The organism is Leucobacter luti, from assembly GCF_050310065.1.
GTDB classification, from domain to species: domain Bacteria; phylum Actinomycetota; class Actinomycetes; order Actinomycetales; family Microbacteriaceae; genus Leucobacter; species Leucobacter luti_B.
This window is the reverse complement of record NZ_CP190007.1, coordinates 3,064,136-3,083,061: the sequence shown is the minus strand read 5'-3', so window position 1 is coordinate 3,083,061 and position 18,926 is coordinate 3,064,136. Positions and strand designations below refer to the sequence as shown.

General features: G+C 71.1%; 16 protein-coding genes. 11 read left to right on the top strand and 5 right to left on the bottom strand.

Annotated elements, in window-relative coordinates:
* Nucleotides 1–67: 67 nt before the first annotated feature.
* Genes ACOPJ3_RS13995 through ACOPJ3_RS13985 form a run of 3 tightly spaced genes read right to left on the bottom strand, consistent with a single transcriptional unit; the run spans nt 68 to nt 4,173 of the window.
* Nucleotides 68–835, bottom strand: a complete 768-nt coding sequence (locus ACOPJ3_RS13995) for an SDR family NAD(P)-dependent oxidoreductase (protein ID WP_427869776.1) — start codon at nt 833–835, stop codon at nt 68–70.
* A 42-nt stretch (nt 836–877) separates the two neighbouring features.
* Entirely contained in the window at nt 878–2,029 is a 1,152-nt protein-coding gene (locus ACOPJ3_RS13990) for an FAD-dependent oxidoreductase (protein ID WP_427869775.1), read from the bottom strand.
* Nucleotides 2,026–4,173, bottom strand: coding sequence for an FAD/NAD(P)-binding protein (locus ACOPJ3_RS13985; RefSeq protein ID WP_427869774.1), 2,148 nt, complete (start codon nt 4,171–4,173; stop codon nt 2,026–2,028). The genes ACOPJ3_RS13990 and ACOPJ3_RS13985 overlap by 4 nt, the downstream gene beginning before the upstream one ends.
* 226 nt (nt 4,174–4,399) lie before the next feature.
* On the opposite strand from ACOPJ3_RS13985, the gene ACOPJ3_RS13980 reads away from it, so the two are divergent.
* Genes ACOPJ3_RS13980 through ACOPJ3_RS13960 form a run of 5 tightly spaced genes read left to right on the top strand, consistent with a single transcriptional unit; the run spans nt 4,400 to nt 10,795 of the window.
* Nucleotides 4,400–5,569: an ABC transporter substrate-binding protein gene (locus ACOPJ3_RS13980; RefSeq protein ID WP_427869773.1), complete on the top strand. Its 1,170-nt coding sequence runs from the start codon at nt 4,400–4,402 to the stop codon at nt 5,567–5,569.
* A gap of 46 nt (nt 5,570–5,615) precedes the next feature.
* The gene (locus tag ACOPJ3_RS13975; RefSeq protein WP_427869772.1) at nt 5,616–7,727 is read left to right on the top strand and encodes an ABC transporter permease; all 2,112 of its coding nucleotides are present in this window, start codon (nt 5,616–5,618) and stop codon (nt 7,725–7,727) included.
* Nucleotides 7,724–8,611: an ABC transporter ATP-binding protein gene (locus tag ACOPJ3_RS13970; protein WP_427869771.1), complete on the top strand. Its 888-nt coding sequence runs from the start codon at nt 7,724–7,726 to the stop codon at nt 8,609–8,611. The genes ACOPJ3_RS13975 and ACOPJ3_RS13970 overlap by 4 nt, the downstream gene beginning before the upstream one ends.
* Nucleotides 8,611–9,414: an ABC transporter ATP-binding protein gene (locus tag ACOPJ3_RS13965; RefSeq protein ID WP_427869770.1), complete on the top strand. Its 804-nt coding sequence runs from the start codon at nt 8,611–8,613 to the stop codon at nt 9,412–9,414. Before ACOPJ3_RS13970 ends, ACOPJ3_RS13965 begins: the two co-directional genes overlap by 1 nt.
* Before the next feature lie 37 nt (nt 9,415–9,451).
* On the top strand, nt 9,452–10,795 hold the full coding sequence (locus ACOPJ3_RS13960; RefSeq protein WP_427869769.1) for an alkylhydroperoxidase domain protein: 1,344 nt from the start codon (nt 9,452–9,454) through the stop codon (nt 10,793–10,795).
* Nucleotides 10,796–10,843: 48 nt separating this feature from the next.
* Here ACOPJ3_RS13960 and ACOPJ3_RS13955 read toward each other — a convergent pair whose 3' ends face one another.
* Complete coding sequence (locus ACOPJ3_RS13955) at nt 10,844–11,434, bottom strand: helix-turn-helix domain-containing protein (RefSeq protein ID WP_427869768.1); 591 nt, start codon at nt 11,432–11,434, stop codon at nt 10,844–10,846.
* Nucleotides 11,435–11,500: 66 nt separating this feature from the next.
* Here ACOPJ3_RS13955 and ACOPJ3_RS13950 point away from each other — a divergent pair, with 66 nt between their 5' ends.
* Nucleotides 11,501–12,490, top strand: coding sequence for an NAD(P)/FAD-dependent oxidoreductase (locus ACOPJ3_RS13950; RefSeq protein ID WP_427869767.1), 990 nt, complete (start codon nt 11,501–11,503; stop codon nt 12,488–12,490).
* A 10-nt stretch (nt 12,491–12,500) separates the two neighbouring features.
* The gene (locus ACOPJ3_RS13945; RefSeq protein WP_427869766.1) at nt 12,501–13,223 is read left to right on the top strand and encodes an SAM-dependent methyltransferase; all 723 of its coding nucleotides are present in this window, start codon (nt 12,501–12,503) and stop codon (nt 13,221–13,223) included.
* Nucleotides 13,224–13,341: 118 nt separating this feature from the next.
* On the opposite strand, the gene aspS is transcribed toward ACOPJ3_RS13945, so the two are convergent.
* Entirely contained in the window at nt 13,342–14,685 is a 1,344-nt protein-coding gene (gene aspS / locus ACOPJ3_RS13940) for an aspartate--tRNA(Asn) ligase (protein WP_427869765.1), read from the bottom strand.
* A 126-nt stretch (nt 14,686–14,811) separates the two neighbouring features.
* Between aspS and ACOPJ3_RS13935 the strand changes: the two genes are divergently transcribed.
* The 4 genes from ACOPJ3_RS13935 to resB all read left to right on the top strand — a co-directional run bounded on the left by ACOPJ3_RS13935 (nt 14,812) and on the right by resB (nt 18,567).
* Complete coding sequence (locus ACOPJ3_RS13935) at nt 14,812–15,456, top strand: histidine phosphatase family protein (protein WP_427869764.1); 645 nt, start codon at nt 14,812–14,814, stop codon at nt 15,454–15,456.
* On the top strand, nt 15,453–16,085 hold the full coding sequence (locus ACOPJ3_RS13930; RefSeq protein ID WP_427869763.1) for a TlpA family protein disulfide reductase: 633 nt from the start codon (nt 15,453–15,455) through the stop codon (nt 16,083–16,085). The genes ACOPJ3_RS13935 and ACOPJ3_RS13930 overlap by 4 nt, the downstream gene beginning before the upstream one ends.
* A 66-nt stretch (nt 16,086–16,151) precedes the next feature.
* Entirely contained in the window at nt 16,152–16,919 is a 768-nt protein-coding gene (locus tag ACOPJ3_RS13925) for a cytochrome c biogenesis CcdA family protein (protein WP_427869762.1), read from the top strand.
* Nucleotides 16,903–18,567 (top strand): cytochrome c biogenesis protein ResB, encoded by a 1,665-nt coding sequence (resB, locus tag ACOPJ3_RS13920; RefSeq protein ID WP_427869761.1) that lies wholly within the window; start codon nt 16,903–16,905, stop codon nt 18,565–18,567. The genes ACOPJ3_RS13925 and resB overlap by 17 nt, the downstream gene beginning before the upstream one ends.
* The last annotated feature ends 359 nt before the right edge of the window (nt 18,568–18,926 follow it).

The following is an 18,926-nucleotide window of genomic DNA, read 5'->3' as shown; positions in this document are numbered from 1 at the left end:
CCGAAGCCCGGGCGCACCGAAGCGCGGGCGCACCGAAGCCCGCCCGCGCCCCGCGGCCACCAACCCCTCAGATGCGGGCGATCTCCTGGCGGGGGCGCACCGCGAGGTCGGTGATCTGGACGTCGGCGGGGGCGTCGACCGCGAAGCGGACCGCCGCGGCGACCGAGGCCGGGCGGATGTAGCGCTCGGCCTCGTACGCGCCCTCAGGAACCATGCCGCGGAGCATCGGGGTGTCGGTCTGGCCGGGGGCGACGGTGACGACCCGGATCAGGTTGGGCTCCTCGTCGATGCGGAGGACGTCGGCGAGGCCGCGGAGCGCGTGCTTCGTCGCGGTGTAGACGGCGCTGCCGGGGGCCGGCCTTGTGCTGGCTCCCGAGCCGATGAACACGACGGTGCCCTGCGCCGCCCGGAGCAGGGGAAGCGCGAGCCGGGTGAGCTCCGCCGGTGCGGTCACATTCGTCGCAAAGTGCTCGGCCCAGTCCTCCGGCCGGGCCGCGTCGACCCTGAGCCGGCGGCCGATCGCCGCGGCGTGCACGAGCACGTCGATGCGGTCGAGCCCGGCGATGAGGCGCGCGAGCGAGTCCGCGTCGGTGACGTCGACCTGCCACGGGGTCGTGCTCGGGGCGGTGCTGTGATCGGTCGTGTGCTTCGTGAGGTCGGCGGACTCGGAGCCGGCAAGGCTCACCGCGTCGGCCTCCGCGGCGACGGCCGCGAGGCGACCGGCGTCCCGGCCGATCGCGATCACGCGGTGGGTGCGCGCGAGGTCGAGCACGATCTCGCGCCCCATCCCGCTCGATGCCCCCGTGACGACGGCCACTGCTCGGTTGTCGGTCATGTTGTCCCCCTTGGCTTGGTCTCAGTCAGTTGGAGCGCTCGGTCAGCCGCGATGCCACGCGAGCCTGAACTCCGGCGGAGGCAGGGCGATCCCCGTCGCGGCGTCCGCGAGGATCCGCCCGATCGCGGGCGCGAACTTGTAGCCGTGGCCTGAGAACCCCGCCGCGATCGTTACGGGTCCGCTGCGGTCGAGCACGAAGCGGCCCGTGTCGGTCGAGGTGTAGGTGCAGCTGATCTCCTCCGCGGTCGCCGGGTCGAGCCCGGGGAACCATTCGGCGACGTAGGCCGCGAGGCGCTCGCGGATCTCGGCCGTCGCGCCGAAAGTGCGGGCGTCGGGGTCGACGACGTGTCCGACGCGGTGGAGGCCGACCTTGACGCCCTCGCCCGGGCTCGGCATGCCGTAGACGGCACCGTCACGCGCATCTGGGATTGCGGCCGAGAAGACGTGGTTGAACGAGGGCCAGCGCAGCTCGGAATCCCGCGGAGCGAAGTGCGCCGGGTGCTCCTCGGTGACGACCAGCTGGGGGAGGTCGAGGGGCTCGCTCAGGCCCCGGATCGAGCCGATGAGTTCGCGGGACCACGCCCCGGCGGCGACGATCAGCCGATCGACGAGGATCACCTCTGTGGCGTCTGCGTCCGCCGACACCGCCTCGACCTTCACCCTCCCGTCGGGTTCGACGGAGATCCCGGTCACGCGCGTGTTCCAGGAGATGACGGCGCCGTGGGACTCCGCCTGCGAGGCGAGCGCGTCGAGCGCGAGCGACGCGTAGCCGACCCCTGCCTCGCGGCTGAAGAGCGTGGGGCCGGCGAAGCGCATGCCGGGCCAGCGGGCCTCCGCCTCTGCGGCGGGGAGCAGCTCGGCCTCGGCGCCCCGCGCGGCGAGCGCGGCGTGCGCCTCCTCGACCGCGGCGGGGGCCCCGTGGGTCACGAGCCCGTGCAGCGAGAAGAGCGGCACCCCTGCGCGGGCCGAGAGCTCCCGCCACTGCCCGAGTGCCTCGTCGTAGAGGTCGAGGTAGAAGCCCTCCGAGTAGGCGTTGTTGAGGTTGCGGGTCGAGCCGTGCGAGGCGCCGCGCGTGTGGTGCGGGCCGAAGCGTTCGAGCAGGCGCACGCTCTCGCCGCGGCGCGCGAGCTGCCAGGCTGCGGCGCGGCCGATCACGCCGCCGCCGACGATGAGCGTTCCTATGCCAGTAGTCATGCGCTCGTCCTCTCCTCGATCCGGTCGCCGGGTGCGGCCGCTGGCGCCGACGTCTCGCCCGCCTCGCCCGCCGCCTCCACCGAAGCACACGCGACCCTGAGGGCGCTGAGCGCCACCCGGTCGGTCTCGCGCAGCATGGGGGGATCCGTGCCGGGCATGGGGCTGATGATCGTGTCGTGGAGCGCATCGTCGACGGGGATCCCCGCGACGTGCACCGCGGGGTCGAGCGACCCGTCCGCCCCGCGCAGGCGCCCGCTCGCCCCGTCGATGTCGAAGCTGCGGGTCGGTTCGAGCGCACCGCTGCGGCTCCGGATCGCGAAGGGCCTCGCGCGCCCGGCCGCGATGAGGCCCCGCACGAGCGGATCCGTCGTGCGCGAGACGTCGTGGAAGTGCATCCACGCGTCGATGAGGCCCTCCGCGGTTACCCCTGAGCCCGCGACGAGCGGTGACGAGGCGCGGAAGCCGTCGGCGCCGACGGTGACCTCGGGCTCCGGGCCGATGAAGCTCACGATCCCGGCTTCCGCGAGGGCGAGGAGCTGCCGGTTGCGGAACGCGGGCGGGCCGGAGCCCGCCATGGCGCCGATCGCGTGGAGCAGCCTGAAGCCGGAGCCGCGGGACTCGGCGTCGAAGCCGCCGAGCGTGCCGATGCGGTTCGCGACCGCGCGGGCGGTGCTGATCGACCAGAGGCCGGCCTTCACTGGGCTGTCCTGCCCGAGCTCGGCCTCCGCGAGGTCGTCCGCGACGCGCGTGAGCAGCCACTCCGAGAAGCGCCTGGGCGAGGTGAACGAGCGCTGAGCGGGCTGCACCTCGCCGGCGAGGTCGAAGCGGTCGAGGGGATCCCGCACGAATCGGGCGGCGGCCGTCGCCGCGGCGTCGATCGTCGCCACCGGGCAGGGGCCGGCGGGGCCGGCGACGATCGGCCCGATCGCGCGTTCGAGCGCCGCGAGCAGCTCGCCGCTCGTGCCGGAGACGGCCCTGGGCCGCATCCGCCTGAGCGTCTCAGCGTGGTCGACGAACGCGTCGGCCACGATCCGGGGCCAGAGCTCCCGGTCGAAGTCGATGGGGCGCGGCGCCCGCTCCCAGTCCACGCCCCTGAGGAAGCGCTGCTCGGGGCGCGGGGGAAGGCCGCCGAAGAGTGACTTGGCGCGGAACGGGACCCCGCGCCCCGACGTCGCATGGATGCGCGGCTCCTTGCCAGACGGCTCGTAGCGGAGCCGCCCGGGCGCGCGCTCATCCGTGACGAAGCGACCGCCCCGCCCGATCGTGAGGAGCGCCATCGTGTCGAAGAAGCCCATGCCGAGGCCGCGCACGATCACGTCCGCTCCCGGTCTGATTCCCGAGAGATCCTGATCCGCGGGGCTGCCCTGGCGCACCCACACGAGGGTGGATCGGGGATCTTCCGCCGTCGCCGAATCGAGCGCGCCCGCCAGCCGAGCCTCCGCGCCCGACTGAGCGCGCGGCAGCCACCCGCCCGCGAGGATCACGGCGTCCGCGAGCACCACCTCGCCGCTCGCGAGCTCGATCCGCTCCGCGCCGCGCACGGCGCCGGACACCTCCGCGCCGCGCACGACCGCTCCGCCGACCCGCGCCACCCCGACGGCGCGGTCCCGGTGCCGGATCACGCGCACCCCAGCCGGCAGGCCAGCGATCGCGCGCGAGAAGCACCACGCCAGGTACTCCCCGTAGAGGGCACGGCTCGGGTGCGACTCCGGCCGAGTCTCCCGCAGCTCGTCGAGGTACTCGGCCGCGAGCCCCGGCCGCACCGGGTGCGAGCGGAACGCACGCACGTGCTCTGGCGGGATCGACTCGACGCCGTCGACACCCGAGCCACCGCCAGCCAGCACCAGCACGCTCCACTCGTAGAGCGTCGGCCCGACCCGCACCGGCCCCGCGACCGTGCTCCGCTCCTCCGTGAACAGCGTCACGGCGTGCGACAGCGTGTTCATGCACAACTCGCGGTCCTGATCGGCCCGCCAAATGCGGCCGGCGCCCGAGGGTGCGTCGTCGATCACGTGCAGGTCGATCCCGCGCCCGAGCAGTGGCGCGCCTGGCTCGGTGAGGTGCGCGCCGATCCGCTCGATGAGGGAGGTGCCGCGCGGTCCTGCGCCGATGATCGCGATGGAGGCTCGATGGGCTTCTGGCATGCCTCCGTTATACGCGGGGCTGCCGTGCGGGCGGGCGTCTCGTGACCGAATGTGACGTTCTGTGGATAACCCGCCTGTGCCGGGCGACTGTGAGCGAAGCATGAAGTTCTGTTACGCCATCACTTTCGAAAGAGTTATGTCACCCATAACAATAGCTTCGTCCCCCGGGCGCACCAAGCGCGCCGCGGCGGGGGCAGCCGCACACGACACAACCCAAGGAGTCCCCATGAAGAAGCACCGTCTCGCCTGGCTCGGAGCCATTGCCGCCGCCGCCATCGCGATGACCGGCTGCTCCGCGAGTGCCTCAGGCGAAGACGCCGCGCAGGCCGCAGGAGGGGAGCCGATCGTCATCGGCGTCTCCGGCCCGCTGACCGGAAACCAGGCCGAATACGGAAAGAACTGGCAGGAGGGCATCGACATCGCCCTCGACGAGATCAACGGGGCAGGCGGCGTCAACGGCCGGCCCATCGAGATCGACTTCCAGGACAGCCAGGGGCAGGCAAGCCAGGCCACGACCATCGCGCAGCGCTTCGTCTCAGACGACAAGATCCTCGCGGTCCTCGGCGACTTCTCCTCGGCCACCTCGATGGTCGCGAGCCCCCTCTACCAGCGCGGCGGGCTGCTGCAGCTCGGGATTACGAACTCCCACCCCGACTTCACGAAGACGGGCGACTTCATCTTCAGCCCGAGCATCACCCAGGAGGAGGACGCACGCGAGCTCGCCGACGGCGCGCACACCTTCGGCTCGAAGATCGCCGTCATCAACCTCAACACGGACTGGGGCATCAGCGCGCGCGACATCTTCACGGACCAGGTGAAAAAGAACGGCGACGAGCTCGTCTACCAGGCCGACGTCGAGGAGGCCTCGACCGACTTCAAGCCCCAGCTCGTGCAGCTGCGCGAGGCGAAGCCCGACGTCGTCGTCTTCTTCACCTACTACTCGACGACCTCGCTGCTCGTGCAGCAGGCGAAGCAGGCGGGGATCCCGGACGACGTCATTTACGTTGCGGTCGGATCCAATTACTCGGCCGAGTTCCTGGATCTCGCGGGCGACGCGGCCGAGGGCGTGTACCTCAACACCTCCTTCACGACCGAGTCCGACGACGAGAAGGTCACGTCCTTCGTGAGCGCCTTCGACAAGAAGTACGGTTACCAGCCGAACCTCTTCGCCGCCTACGCCTACGACGGCGTGAAGCAGATCGCCTGGGCTGCCGAGCACGCGAAGACGGTTGATCGCGCCGGGATTCGCGACGCGCTCCGAGACGCCGACGCGATCCCGTCGATCATCTACGGCGAGGCGAGCTACGACGAGAACCGGCGGGCGAAGAACCCCGTGTTCAAGTGGCTCGAGGTGCAGGACGGCGCCTTCGTGCCGACCGAGGTCACGGGGCACTGATCCGGAAACCCCGGATCGGACGCACCGGAAACTGAAAGGGGGAGTCGTGCTCGACTTCATCGTCGCCGGACTCATCAACGGGAACGCCTACGCGCTCATCGCGCTCGGCCTCTCGCTCGTCATCGGCGTCGCCAACGTGGTGAACTTCGCGCACGGCTCGCTCTTCGCCGTCGGCGCCATGGTCGGGTGGCTCGTCACGAGCCACCTCGGCCTGCCGCTGTGGCTCGGGGCGCTCGCCGCGATCCTGATCACGGCCGTGATCGGGCTCATCATCAACCTGATCGCCGTGCGGCCGTTCGCGGGGCGGGCGCCGATTGCGGCCGTGCTCGCGACGATCGCGATCATGATCATCCTCGACAACCTGACGCAGATCGTGTTCGGGCCGCAGGTGCGCCGCTTCGACGCAGGCCTCCCGGACGCGCGGTTCACGATCGGCGGGCTCACGTTCGGCGCGATCGACCTCGTGATCCTCGCGACATCGATCGTCACGATGGTCGTGCTCGCCCTCGGCCTGCGCTTCACGAAGTTCGGGCGCGCGGTGCGCGCGACGTCGCAGGATCGCGAGGCCGCGGCCCAGATGGGGGTGCCGGTCGACCGGGTGCAGGCGATCGCGTTCATGATCGCCTCGGGGCTCGGCGGCCTCGCCGGCGTGCTCGTCGCGGCCTACTTCACGACGATCGCGCCGACGCAGGGGCTGCAGATCGGCCTCGCCGGCATCGCGGCCGCGACGCTCGGCGGGCTCGGCTCGCTCGGCGGGGCGGTCGTCGGCGGGCTCGTGCTCGGGACCGTCGAGGCGTTCGGCGTCGCCATCTGGGGTGACGCCGCGCGCCAGCTCATCACCTTCGGCGTGCTGCTCGCGGTGCTCTGGATCCGGCCCCAGGGGCTCTTCGGCAAGCGGGCGGTCAAACGCGAGCCGCTGACCGGGACCTTCTTCGCGCAGGCGAAGCCGATCACGATGCGGCGCTGGCAGGTCGGCGTGCTCATCGCCCTCGGGCTCATCCCGCTCATCCCCGGTGCGCTCAACGGCTACGTCGTGCAGATCGGCGTGCAGGTGCTCGCCTTCGCGATGATCGCGCTCTCCATGACCGTGATCGGGGGGTTCGCGGGGCAGCTCGCGCTCGGCCAGGCCGGCACGGTCGCGATCGGCGCCTACGTCGCCGCGCTCGCGATGAAGCAGGCCGGGATCCCGTTCCTGCCGGCCGCGCTCATCGCGGGGGTCGCGGCCGCGGTTGTCGTGACCGTGCTCGCCGCGCCGTCCTGGCGGCTCTCGGGCCACTATCCCGCGATCGCGACGCTCGCGACCGGGGCCGCGATCTCGGCGATCGTGCTCGTCGCCTCGCCCATCACGGGCGGCGGCGCCGGCCTCTCGCTCATCCCCCTCCCCGATGTGTTCGGGATCCAGCTCAGCACCCCGCAGGAGATCTACGCCCTCGGCCTCGGACTGCTGCTCGTGCTCGTGCTCCTCGTGCACCGGCTCGGCCGCTCGCACCTCGGCCGCACCTGGCGCGCGATCAGGGACGACGAGGTCGCGGCGCGGGCCGCCGGCATCGAGACCCCGCAGTACGCGTCGCTCGCGTTCGGGATCGGCGGCTTCATCGCCGGCGTCGGCGGTGCCTACCTCGCGGCGCAGTTCGGCTTCCTCGAGCCCAAGATCTTCGACCCGAACCTGTCGTTCCAGATCGTCATCATCGCGGTGCTCGGCAGCATGCTGCGGCCCTTCGGCGCGATCCTCGGCTCCACGATCCTCGTCGGCGGCCTCGAACTCTTCCGCGCGGCGAGCGACACGCGCCTACTCGTGTACGGGATCGTGCTCCTGCTGCTCGTGCGCTTCCGTCCGCAGGGCCTCTGGACGCTGCCGGCCCCCTTCGCGAAGCTCTGGTCCCGGATCGCGCCCCGCGCGCTGCGGGGCGGCTCGGGATCGGGCTCGGGATCGGGCGACGGCGGTGCCGGTGGTTCTGGCGGCGCGGGCGGATCCGGCGGCGGCTCGGCCCCCTCGGGCGGCCCGGACCGGCTCGCGGGCACCCTCGCGCCGGTCGGCCCTGGCGGCGGATCCGGGACCGGAGCAGGATCCGGATCCGGATCCGGAATCGACGGCGGATCAGAATCCGGCGCCGAATCACACCGCACGACACCCGAGCGAGAGGGGGTGCTCGCGTGACGAGCGTGCTGGAGATTGACGGGCTCGCGAAGTCCTTCGGGGCGGTGCGGGCGGTCGCGGGGACCTCGCTCCGCGTCGAGCCGGGTGAGGTCGTGAGCATCATCGGCCCGAACGGCTCGGGCAAGACGACCACGATTAACCTGCTGAGCGGGGAATTGCGTCCCGACGCCGGCACCGTGCGCTACCGCGGCGCCGACGTGACCGGGCGTACCCCCGACGCGATCGCGCGGGCGGGCATGCGGCGCACCTTCCAGAACGGGCGCGTGCTCGCGAATGCGACCGTCGAGGAGAACGTGCTCGTGGGGCAGACCCCGCTCGCCCGGGCGCAGCGGCCGCTCCCGGGTCTCAGGAACCTCCCGATCCTGCGCTGGATCGCGCTCGTGGCCGAGACGGCGCTCGCGGTCGTCGGCACCCCCGCGCTCCGCCGCGAGGCCGCCGAGCAGCGCGAGCGCGTGACGGGGCAGCTCGCCCGCTTCTCGACGCGGCTGCTCCCGCGCAGGGACCACCCGGCGTGGACGCTCTCCTACGCGAACCGGCGGCGCACCGAGATCGCGCGGGCGCTCGCCTCGGACCCCGGCCTCCTGCTGCTCGACGAGCCGACGGCCGGCATGAACACCTCGGAGACGCTCGAGGTCATGCACCAGCTGCTCGAGCTCAAGGAGCAGGGGCAGACGATGCTGCTCGTCGAGCACAAGCTCGACCTCGTGATGACCGTCTCTGACCGGGTCATCGTGATGGACGGCGGCGAGATCATCGCCTCGGGGACCCCCTCCGAGGTGCAGAACGACCCGCGCGTGATCGAGGCATACCTCGGCTCGCGGCGGGGCAGCGTGCACGAGCGGCGCGGCGCCGATCCGGCACAGGCAGTAAAGGAGAACCACTGATGGGAAGCTCACTCTCGGACGGCTTGGAGACCTCGGCGGTCTCGGAGACCTCCGCGGCGACGGCCGACGACACCCTGCTCGACTTCCGCGACGTCGACGTCTTCTACGGCGAGTTCCACGCGCTCCAGAACGTGAGCTACCGGATCGGGCGCGGCGAGATCGTGTCGCTCCTCGGCGGCAACGCCTGCGGCAAGTCGACGACGATGAAGTCGATCCTGCGCCTCGTGAAGACGCGCGCCGGGTCGATCACCTTCGACGGCCGCGACATCACGCGGGCGTCGACCGCGGAGGTCGTGCGGCTCGGGATCGCGAGCGTACCGGAGGCGCGGCGCGTCTTCCCCGAGATGACGGTCGAGGAGAACCTGCTCGTCGGCGCGCACACGCGGTCGGGGCGCGCGCGCTCCCGCGCGGTACTCGCCGACCTGGATGCGCAATACTCCCTGTTCCCGAGGCTCTTCGAGCGGCGCACGCAGCAGGCGGGCACGCTCTCGGGCGGCGAGCAGCAGATGCTCGCCTTCGGGCGGGCGCTCATGTCGCGGCCCCAGCTCATCTGCATGGACGAGCCAACCATGGGGCTCGCGCCCATCATCGTTGACCAGGTGCTCGAGTCGATCCAGCGGATCAACCGGGAGCTGGGAGTGGCGGTGTTCATCGTCGAGCAGTCCGCGGAGCTCGCGCTGCAGGTCGCGCACCGCGGCTACGTGCTGACGAACGGCGTCGTCGCGATGCAGGGGAGCGCCGAGGAGTTGCTCGCCGACCCGCGGATCCGCGAGGCGTACCTCGGCGCGGCGGTCGCGGCGTGAGGGGGGCATTGGAATTTGGATCTGAAAGGACATTGGAATGACTGAAGCAACGACGCTGACGCAGGCGGGGACGGAGACGGACACGCAGGCGACCGACGCGCTCGACGTGCTCGTCGGCATCGCGCCCGGCTCGGCGCTCGCCGCAGTGCGCGAGCGCAGGCCCGAGGCGACGGCCCACGCGCAGGGCAGCTTCGACGCCCTGCTCAGGCCGGTGTCGGAGGAGCACGCGACCGTCGCGGAGCGGGCGGCCGTCGCGCTGTTCGTCGCGCGGCTGCACGGCGATCCGGCCGGGATCGCGCTGTACGGCGGGCTGCTCAGGCTCGCCGAGGGCGGCGAGGCGCTTGAGGCGCTCATCGTCGCGGAGGCGGGGAGGGCGCAGGGATCCGGACCCTACGGGGCATTCCGCGCGGAGAACGCGCCGGAGAGCACCGAGGGCCCCGAGTACGCCGTCGACTCGTTCGAGGCGGCCTACGGGCTCGGCGAGCGGCTGGCCGCCGCGCTCGAGCACGCGCACCTCCTCGTGCTGCACCCGCGCGACGCCTCGCGGGAGGCGCTGCAGGCCCTGCTCGACGCGGGGTGGAGCACGACGGGGATCGTGACGCTCTCCCAGCTCGTGGCGTTCCTCACCTTTCAGCTGCGGGTCGCCGCGGGCCTCCGCGCCGTCGCCGGCCCCCAGGCGGTTGTGAGCGATTTCGGTTCGTATCTGCGCTCATCCGAACAGAAATCGCTCACAACCCCAGTGGGTGGGGGCGCGGATGCCGCGGATGCCGCGGCGCACGTCCCCGAGGTGCTGCCTGCCGCGCCGCGGGTCGCCGAGCCGCCGCGCTTCACGCGGGAGCCGCTCGGCTGGAAGCCCTGGCTGGAGCCGCTTCCCGTCGCCGAGTTCACGGAGCGGCACTACGCCGCGCTCGTCGAGCGGGAGCGGGTGCACATGCCGTACTTCCGCCTGCTCGCGCGGGATCCCGAGGCGCTGCTCGAGCGCACGCTCACCGACCTCGACATCTTCTTCAACACCGACGAGGGGCTGCCGAGGCGCGAGCGGGAGTTCGCGGCCGCTGCGTCGTCGCGCTTCACGGGCTGCGTGTTCTGCGCGTCGGTGCACGCGCGCTTCGCGGTCGAGCAGGGCGCGGATCCCGCGGACGTCGATGCGCTGCTGGATCAGGGGGTTTCGGCCTGGGCCGAGCGGTCGGGGCGGCTCGCCGCGATCGTCGACGCGACGGTCGCGCTGACCGCGACCCCGCCCCGCTTCGGGGCCGCGGAGGTCGCGCGCCTGCGGGCCGAGGGGCTCGGCGAGCTGGAGCTGCTCGACGCGATCCAGTCCGCGGCCTTCTTCAACTGGGCGAACCGCCTCATGCTCTCCCTGGGCGAGCCCACCGCCTAGCTGTACCTTGCCGAATCTGCGCTCAATGTGCGATTTATCCCGGATACATCACTCGGGTAGCGCAGTTTCGGCAAGGTGGGCGGGGGTGAGGAGGTGCAGGCGCTCGCCCACCTCGTTGAAGATGCTGATGACCTCCGCCGGCCGCGTGCCCTCCGCGCGCATGCGGTGCGGGATCGTCGTTGCGAACTCCGCCGCCTCGCCGCGCGTGAGCACGAGCTCCTGTTCGCCGAGGGTGAGGCGCAGCCTGCCCGAGAGCACGTAGAGCCACTCGTGCCCGGGGTGCTCCTTCGGTGCCGGCGCCGGATCCGCGCCGCCCGGCCTGTAGGTGATCTTGAAGGCACGCACCTCCGAGTTTTCCCTGGTCAGCGGCGCGATGGTCGCCCCGTCCATGCGAAACGACGGGCGCCGCACGCGCGGATCCCGATCCTGCGCGCGCGCCTGCAGGAGCTCGTCGATCCCGATCCCGAGTTCCCGGGTGAGCGGCAGCAGCAGCTCGAGGCTCGCCTGCCGCTTGCCCGATTCGAGCCGCGAGAGGGTGCTCACCGACATCTCGGCGCGACCGGCGAGCTCGTCGAGCGTCCACCCGCGCTCCTGGCGGGCCGCCCGCAGCCGCGGCCCCAATTGCTCGAGCTCTTCCATGCGCGCCTCCTTGCTGATTTGGCAAACTGGCTTGCCAGTATCGCATGCGACGATCACCCTAGACCCATGAGAACCCCAGAATACGACGCCATCATCATCGGCGGGAGCGCCGCCGGCCTGAGCACGGCGCAGTCCCTCGGCCGCGCGCGCAGGCGCACGATCGTGCTCGACGACGGCAGCGCCCGCAACCGCTTCGCCTCCCACATGCACAACGTGCTCGGCCACGATGGGCTGCCGCCCGCCGAGCTCGCCGCCCGGGGACGCGAGGAGGCCGCGCGCTACGGGGTCGAGTTCCGTGCGGCGACGGTCGCGTCGGTGCGGGATCTTACGGGGTCCGCGCCCGCCCAGCCCGGCGCCGCGTCGCTCGAGGTCCTCCTCACGGACGGATCGACGCTCGCGGCCCGCGCCGTCGTCGTTGCGAGCGGGGTCACGGACGAGCTCGCGCCGATCCCGGGGCTCGCGGAGCGGTGGGGAGACACGGTGCTGCACTGCCCCTACTGCCACGGCTGGGAGGTCCGGGATCGCCCGATCGGCGTGATCCCGAGCTCGCCGGCCGGGCTGCACCTCGCGCGGCTCGTCCGCCAGTGGTCCGCTGACCTGGTGGTCTTCGCGGCCGGGCTGGGGGAGCTGGACGACGACGCGCGCGGCGATTTCGCGGCCCGCGGGGTCGAGCTTGTCGAGTCGGCGGTCGTCGCGGTCGAGGACGGCGACGCCGCAGGGGTCACCGTGCGCACCGCGGACGGCGGCGCGTTCGAGCTCGCAGCCGTGTTCACGAACTCGGCCATGTCACCCCGCGCCGACATGCTCGAGCCGCTCGGGCTCGAGTTCACGGAAGGCCTGATGGGCACGTCGATCGCGGTCGACGCCATGGGGCTGACGAGCCACCCGCGCGTGTGGGCCGCCGGCAATGTGGCGAACCCGGCCGCGTCGGTCCCGATGTGCGCCGCCGCGGGCACCCTCGCGGGCGCCGCCGCGAACCACGCCCTGGTCGAGGACGACTACGCCGCCGCCCCGCCACCTTGCCGGTTCTGCGCTACCCGGGCCTGTTATCGCTGACACAACACACATGGAGCGCAGAACCGGCAAGGTGGAGCACGGCGCGGTGGTGCACGGCAAGGTAGAGCACGGGCGGGCGGAGCCGCGCGACGGGGAGGCCGCCGCCGCGTACTGGGAGCGGCGGTACTCCGGGGGCGGCCCGGTGTGGTCCGGGAGGGTGAACGCGTCGCTCGCAGTTGCCGCCCGCGACCTCAGCCCAGGGCGCTCCCTCGACCTCGGCTGCGGCGAGGGCGGCGACGTCCTCTGGCTCGCCGAGCGCGGCTGGCGGGCCGCGGGCCTCGACCTCTCGCCCACCGCCGTCGCCCGCGCCGCCGCCGAGGCGGAAGCGCGCGGTCTCTCCGCGCGGGCGAGCTTCCGCGCCGCCGACCTCGCCGACTGGCTCGCATCTGCCGCCGCCGTCGACGGCGGCCCGACCGAGGGTTTCGACCTGGTCACCGCGAGCTTCCTGCAGTCGCCGGTCGAGCTGCCGCGCCCCCAGATCCTGCGCGCCGCCGCGGCCCGCGTCGCCCCGGGCGGCCGGATCGTGATCGTCGCCCACGGGGCCAGGCCGCCGTGGGCGCCCGATCACGGCGGCGATTTCCCGTCACCCTCCGACGAGCTTTCCGCCCTCGCCCTCGACCCCGAGCGCTGGGACGTCGAGCGCGCCGAACTCGTGCGGCGCGAGGCGAAGGACCCGCACGGGGCCCACGCGGAACTCCTCGACACGATCGTCGTCGCCCGCCGCCGCGGCTGATCCGGCGCAGGATCCGGAACCGGAGTCAGTTCCGGCGCAGGATCCGGATCCGGAACCAGAAACGCCCCGGCCCGCACGAAGCGGGGCCGGGGCGTATACCTGAAGAGCGCGAGAAACCCTACGGCTGCAGGCGGTTCGGCCCGCGGAACAGGTAGGTCACCTCGCGGATCGAGGGCTGGCGCAGCATGAGCATGAGCACGCGGTTGAGGCCCATGCCGAAGCCGCCGTGCGGCGGCACGCCGTAGCGGAAGAAGTCCAGGTAGAAGCTGAGCTCCTCGGGGTCGAGGCCCTTCTCCTTCGCCTGCGCCTCGAGCACCTCGATGCGGTGCTCGCGCTGCGCGCCGGTCGAGATCTCGGTGCCTCGGTAGATGAGGTCGTAGCTCTTCGTGAGCGTCTCGTCCTCGGCGTGGCGCATGTGGTAGAACGGGCGGATCGACCAGGCGTAGTCCGTGAGGAAGACGAAGTCGTGCCCGTACTTCTCCTGCACGTACGCCGCGATCTGGCGCTCGCCCTCGGGGTCCATGTCGGCGTCGGCGCGGGGCACCTCGTAGCCGCGCTCCTTCACGATCTCCTTCGCCTCGGCGAGCGGGATCCGCGGGAACGGGCGCGAAGGCACCTCAAGCTCGAAGCCGAAGAGCTTCTGGATCTCCTCGCCGTGCTTCTCCTTCACGGCGGTAAGGCCGGCGACGATGAGCTCCTCGTGGAAGTCCATGACGTCCTCGTGGGAGTCGATCCAGCTGATCTCGGTGTCAACCGAGGTGAACTCGGTGGCGTGGCGCGAGGTGAACGAGGGATCGGCGCGGAACGCGGGCCCGACCTCGAAGATCCCGCCGAAGCCGGCGGCCTGCGCCATCTGCTTGAAGAACTGCGGGCTCTGCGCGAGGAACGCCTGGCCCTCGAAGTATTCGACCTCGAAGAGCTCGGCGCGCGACTCGGAGGCGCTCGCCATGAGCTTCGGCGTCTGGATCTCGATCAGGCCGCGGTCGACCCACACCTGGCGGAGCGCGTGCAGGAAGGTGGTCTGGATCCGGAACACGAGGTTCTGCTCGGGGCGGCGCAGGTCGAGGAAGCGCCAGTCGAGGCGCACGTCGATGCCGGAATCGTCTGCGACCGGGTTGTCGGGGAGGGCGCGGGTGACGACCTCGATCTCCTCGATCTGGATCTCGACGCCGCCGAGCTTCACGCGCTCGTTGTGCTGCAGCTCGCCCGTCACGGTGATGAAGGTGCCGTGGGTGAGCTCCGCGATGGTGCGGGTGCGGGGCACGAGGATGTCGGAGCGGGGATTCTCGGGATCCGGCTCGCGGAGCACGCCGCCGTTCACGAGCTGCACGGCGCCGGACTCGTCGCGGAGCACCACGAACTGCACATACCGCTGGTCGCGAACCTTCTCGACCCAGCCGGAAACTCGTACGGGGCCGTCCTCGCGGGCGGCCAGATCCTTGATCAATACACGCTCAGTCACCCGGTCAGTCTACATTCCGCGGGGGCGCGGATCGTGTGCGGGATCGGGGATCCCGCACAGTCCGTCGCCAGAACCCCCGTTCAGCCGCCCGCGCTTTCCCAGCCAGCTCGAACGTACAATGGAGGGGTGAGCGACAAACTGCTGCATTTGGTGCGCCACGGGGAGGTGCACAACCCGGATCTGGTCCTGTACGGGCGGATCCCGGGCTACCGCCTCTCCGAGCGCGGTCATGCGATGGCTGAGGCCGCCGCATTGGAACTCGCGGGGAGCGATCGCGCGGTCACGCGCCTCATCGCCTCGCCGCTCGAGCGTGCGCAGCAGTCTGCGCGCCCGATCGCGAGTGCCTTCGGGCTCGAGGTCGTCACCGAGGAACGGATCATCGAGCCGACGAACTACTTCGAGGGCATGGTGAACTCCGGCCCCGAGGCGGCCTTCAAGAAGCCGAAGTATTGGCACAAGTTCTGGAACCCGTTCCGGCCGAGCTGGGGCGAGCCGTATCGTCAGGTCGCCGCGCGCGTGCGCGAGGCGATGGACGACGCGTGGGATGAGGTGCGCGAGGGCGACATCGTCATGGTGTCGCACCAGTCGCCGATCTGGATGGCGCACCTCGACATCGCGGGGAAACCGCTGTTCCACAACCCGGCGACGCGGCGCTGCGAGCTCTCGAGCATCACGAGCTTTGAGAAGCGCGGCGAGCGCTGGTTCGAGGTCGACTACCGCACGCCGGCGTTCGGTCTCCTCGACGAGGCCGTGGACGTGGGAGCCGTATGAGTCGGCTGAACCAGCTGAGCCGCCTGAATCGGCGCCGGATCGCGGCCGCCCTTGCCGTTCCCGTTGCGGCGATGCTTGCGCTGACCGGGTGCAGCGGCGGGGGAGACGATCTTGCGGCGCAGTGGCAGGAGTCGGGCGACAAGGGCTACGTGTCCGGCGACGGCAGCTCGGTCAGCATCCCCGTGAACGAGCGCACGGACCCGGTCGAGTACTCGGGGGAGACCGAGCACGGCGGCACCTTCAGCTCGGACGAGACGCTCGGCAGTGTCACGGTCGTGAACTTCTGGTACGCGGGGTGCGCGCCCTGCCGGGCCGAGGCTCCGGATCTCGTCAAGGCTTCGGAGGACTTCGCGTCGGAGGGCGTCAAGTTCGTCGGCGTCAACACGCGCGATCAGGCTGCGCAGGCGCAGCAGTTCGCCGCGCAGTTCGGTGTCGAGTACCCCTCGATCATGGACACGGCGGGCGGCCGAGCGGTGCAGAAGGCGTTCGCCGGCCAGGTGCCGCTGAACGCCGTGCCGACGACGCTCGTGCTCGACCGCGAGGGCAGGGTCGCGCACCGCGTGCTCGGCCAGCTCGCGGGGGAGTCCCAGCTCAAGACCCTGATCAACGAGACGCTCGATGAGCAGTAGCGGCGAGCGCGAGCGCGGGCGCGAGTGCGGGCGTGCGCGTGCGACCGCAGCGGGCGAGCGCTAGCTGTGGACGTGCAGCAACTCGTCTCGGACGGGCAGTTGCTCGTTGCCGTCGCGATCTCGCTCGCCGCGGGCCTCCTCTCGTTCCTCTCGCCCTGCGTGCTCCCGCTCGTGCCGGGATACCTCGCGTACGTCTCCGGGGTCGCGGGCGTCTCGAGCACGGCCGGGGCTGACCCGAAGCGCGCCGCCAGGAGCGAGCGCAGCCGGATGTTCCTCGGTGCGCTCCTCTTCATCCTCGGCTTCACGGTTGTATTCCTGCTGGTGAATGTGCTCGTGGGGTCGCTCGGCGTGTGGCTCTGGGAGTGGCAGGACACGATCACGAGGGTCATGGGCGTGATCGTGATCCTGATGGGACTCGTTTTCATGGGGCTCTTCTCGCGCATGCAGACGACGACCCGGATCAATCTCAAGCCGCGCGTGGGTCTCATCGGTGCGCCCCTGCTCGGGATCGTGTTCGCGATCGGCTGGGCGCCGTGCATGGGTCCGACGCTCGGCGTGGTCATGACGCTGAGCGCACAGGCCGGCTCGGTCGGTCGGGCGGTGATCCTCGCGATCGCGTACTGCCTGGGGCTCGGGATCCCGTTCCTTCTGGCGACATTCGGTTTCGGGTGGATGACGCAGACCATGACATTCTTCAAGCGGCATATCCGTGCCGTGAACGTGATCGGCGGGGCACTGCTGATCCTCATCGGTCTCCTCATGGTGACCGGACTCTGGAGCAGGATGATGTTTGCACTGCAGGCGGTGATCGGCGGATATGTCACGCCCCTCTGATTACGACGACGGCACCGGGGCCGGCGGTTCCCTGCGCGCGGAATCCCCCGAGATCGGCCTGAAGGGCTGGCTGCGGTGGTTCTGGCGCCAGCTCACGAGCATGCGCGTCGCGCTGCTCCTCCTGCTCCTCCTCGCGGTCGCGGCGATCCCCGGATCTCTGCTGCCGCAGCGCAGCGCCGACCCGAACGGCGTGATCCAGTACGAGGCGGATCACCCGAAGCTCTTCCCGATCCTCGACGCGTTCCCGATCCAGGCCTTCGACGTCTACGGCTCGGTCTGGTTCTCGGCGATCTATCTGCTCCTCTTCATCTCGCTCATCGGCTGCGTACTGCCCCGGATCACGCACCACTGGAAGGCGTGGCGCGGCGAGCCCCCGAGGACCCCCGCGCGGCTGCAGCGCATGGCGGGGTTCTCCGAGATCCGCGTGTCGAACCCGAGCGCGACGCCCGAGGAGCGTGAGGCCTTCGCGGAGTCCGCGGTCGCCGAGGCGCAGGGGATCCTGAAGCGGCTCCGCTACCGCACGGTCGTTCGCAGCGTGACGCGGCGCGGGCGCACCGAGGTCTCGGTGTCCGCTGAGCGCGGCTACCTCAGGGAGACGGGCAACCTCGTGTTCCACGTGGCCCTCGTCGGCGTGCTGATCTCGGTCGGGATCGGCGGTGCGCTCACCTTCAACGGGCAGAAGGTCGTCATCGAGGGCGAGACGATGGTGAACCAGCTCATCGACTACGACACGGCGACTTCGGGCCGCGCGTTCGACACCTCGACTCTCGAGCCCTTCAGCCTGCGCATGAACTCCCTCGATGTCACCTACATGACGCCCGAGGATGGCAACATCAACGCCCTCGGCCAGGTCAAGGACTACACCGCGAACATGACGCTGAGCGGGGAAGACGGCAAGGAGTCCGAGCACACGATCCGGGTCAACCATCCGCTCCGAGTGCACGGCTCGCCCGTCTACCTCATCGCCAACGGCTACGCCCCGAAGCTCACGATCAAGAACGCCGACGGCGACGTCGTGTATCAGGAGGCCATGCCCTTCATTCCGCAGGACCCCTCGAACATGACCTCGCTCGGCGTCGTCAAGGTGCCCTACGGGATCACTGAGTCGGATGGCAAGCACACCCAGCTCGGCCTTCGCGGCTTCTTCTACCCGACGCAGGCCGAACTCGACACCGGCGCGTACACCTCGAACTACCCCGACCTCGAGAACCCCGTGCTGACGCTCGACGTTTTCACCGGTGACCTGGGCATCGACTCGGGCATTCCGCAGTCGGTATACGTGCTTGACACGGACAACATGGAGCAGCTCACGGGCCGCGCCGTGGACAAGGACTCGCTCGAGCTGCGCCCCGGCGACACGGTGGACCTACCCAACGGGCTCGGCACGATCTCCTTCGACGCGATCCCGCGCTACGCATCGTTCGACGTCATGCAGAACCCGGCGCAGGTCTGGATCCTCGTGTTCGCGCTCGCGGCGCTCGGCGGACTCCTGTGGTCCCTGTTCGTGCCGCGCCGCCGCATGTGGGTGAAGGCGATCCCGAACGAGGACGGCGTCGTACTCGAGTACGCGGGCCTCGCCCGCGGCGACGATCCGGCGCTCGCCCGCGCCGTGGAAGAGCTCCAGGCGAAGCACCGCGAGCGCCTGTAGGCGCGGGCGCGCTCGCGCGCCCCGCGCCGCGCTCCCGCAGTAATCTGCGCTCGTTCGCAAGGACCTGGGTGATTCCTTGCGAACGAGCGCAGTTTGCTGAGCGACGGCCGGGGGAGGGAAGGGATCGGTGCAGCGCGGCCGGCGAGGCTGGGCCCGGGCAGGCCGAGGCGGCGCTGGGCCATGATCTGGGCCGTGAGCTGGACCTGGTTCCAGATCCGGACCCCTCGCGGCGCATCAGCCCACGCCCACCCCCCTTGCGCTCCCTCAGTAATCTGCGCTCGTTCGCAAGGATCCGGGTGATTCCTTGCGAACGAGCGCAGATTGCGGAGCGACGGTCGGGGAGCGGGAGCGGGAGCCGG

Bases quoted from the DNA above. Each gene is read 5' to 3' on its own strand.
- ACOPJ3_RS13995 (WP_427869776.1), bottom strand. From the start codon at position 835: ATGACCGACAACCGAGCAGTGGCCGTCGTCACGGGGGCATCGAGCGGG.
- ACOPJ3_RS13955 (WP_427869768.1), bottom strand. From the start codon at position 11,434: ATGGAAGAGCTCGAGCAATTGGGGCCGCGGCTGCGGGCGGCCCGCCAG.
- ACOPJ3_RS13960 (WP_427869769.1), top strand. From the start codon at position 9,452: ATGACTGAAGCAACGACGCTGACGCAGGCGGGGACGGAGACGGACACG.
- ACOPJ3_RS13950 (WP_427869767.1), top strand. From the start codon at position 11,501: ATGAGAACCCCAGAATACGACGCCATCATCATCGGCGGGAGCGCCGCC.
- ACOPJ3_RS13965 (WP_427869770.1), top strand. From the start codon at position 8,611: ATGGGAAGCTCACTCTCGGACGGCTTGGAGACCTCGGCGGTCTCGGAG.
- ACOPJ3_RS13990 (WP_427869775.1), bottom strand. From the start codon at position 2,029: ATGACTACTGGCATAGGAACGCTCATCGTCGGCGGCGGCGTGATCGGC.
- resB (WP_427869761.1), top strand. From the start codon at position 16,903: ATGTCACGCCCCTCTGATTACGACGACGGCACCGGGGCCGGCGGTTCC.
- ACOPJ3_RS13985 (WP_427869774.1), bottom strand. From the start codon at position 4,173: ATGCCAGAAGCCCATCGAGCCTCCATCGCGATCATCGGCGCAGGACCG.
- ACOPJ3_RS13945 (WP_427869766.1), top strand. From the start codon at position 12,501: ATGGAGCGCAGAACCGGCAAGGTGGAGCACGGCGCGGTGGTGCACGGC.
- ACOPJ3_RS13980 (WP_427869773.1), top strand. From the start codon at position 4,400: ATGAAGAAGCACCGTCTCGCCTGGCTCGGAGCCATTGCCGCCGCCGCC.
- ACOPJ3_RS13930 (WP_427869763.1), top strand. From the start codon at position 15,453: ATGAGTCGGCTGAACCAGCTGAGCCGCCTGAATCGGCGCCGGATCGCG.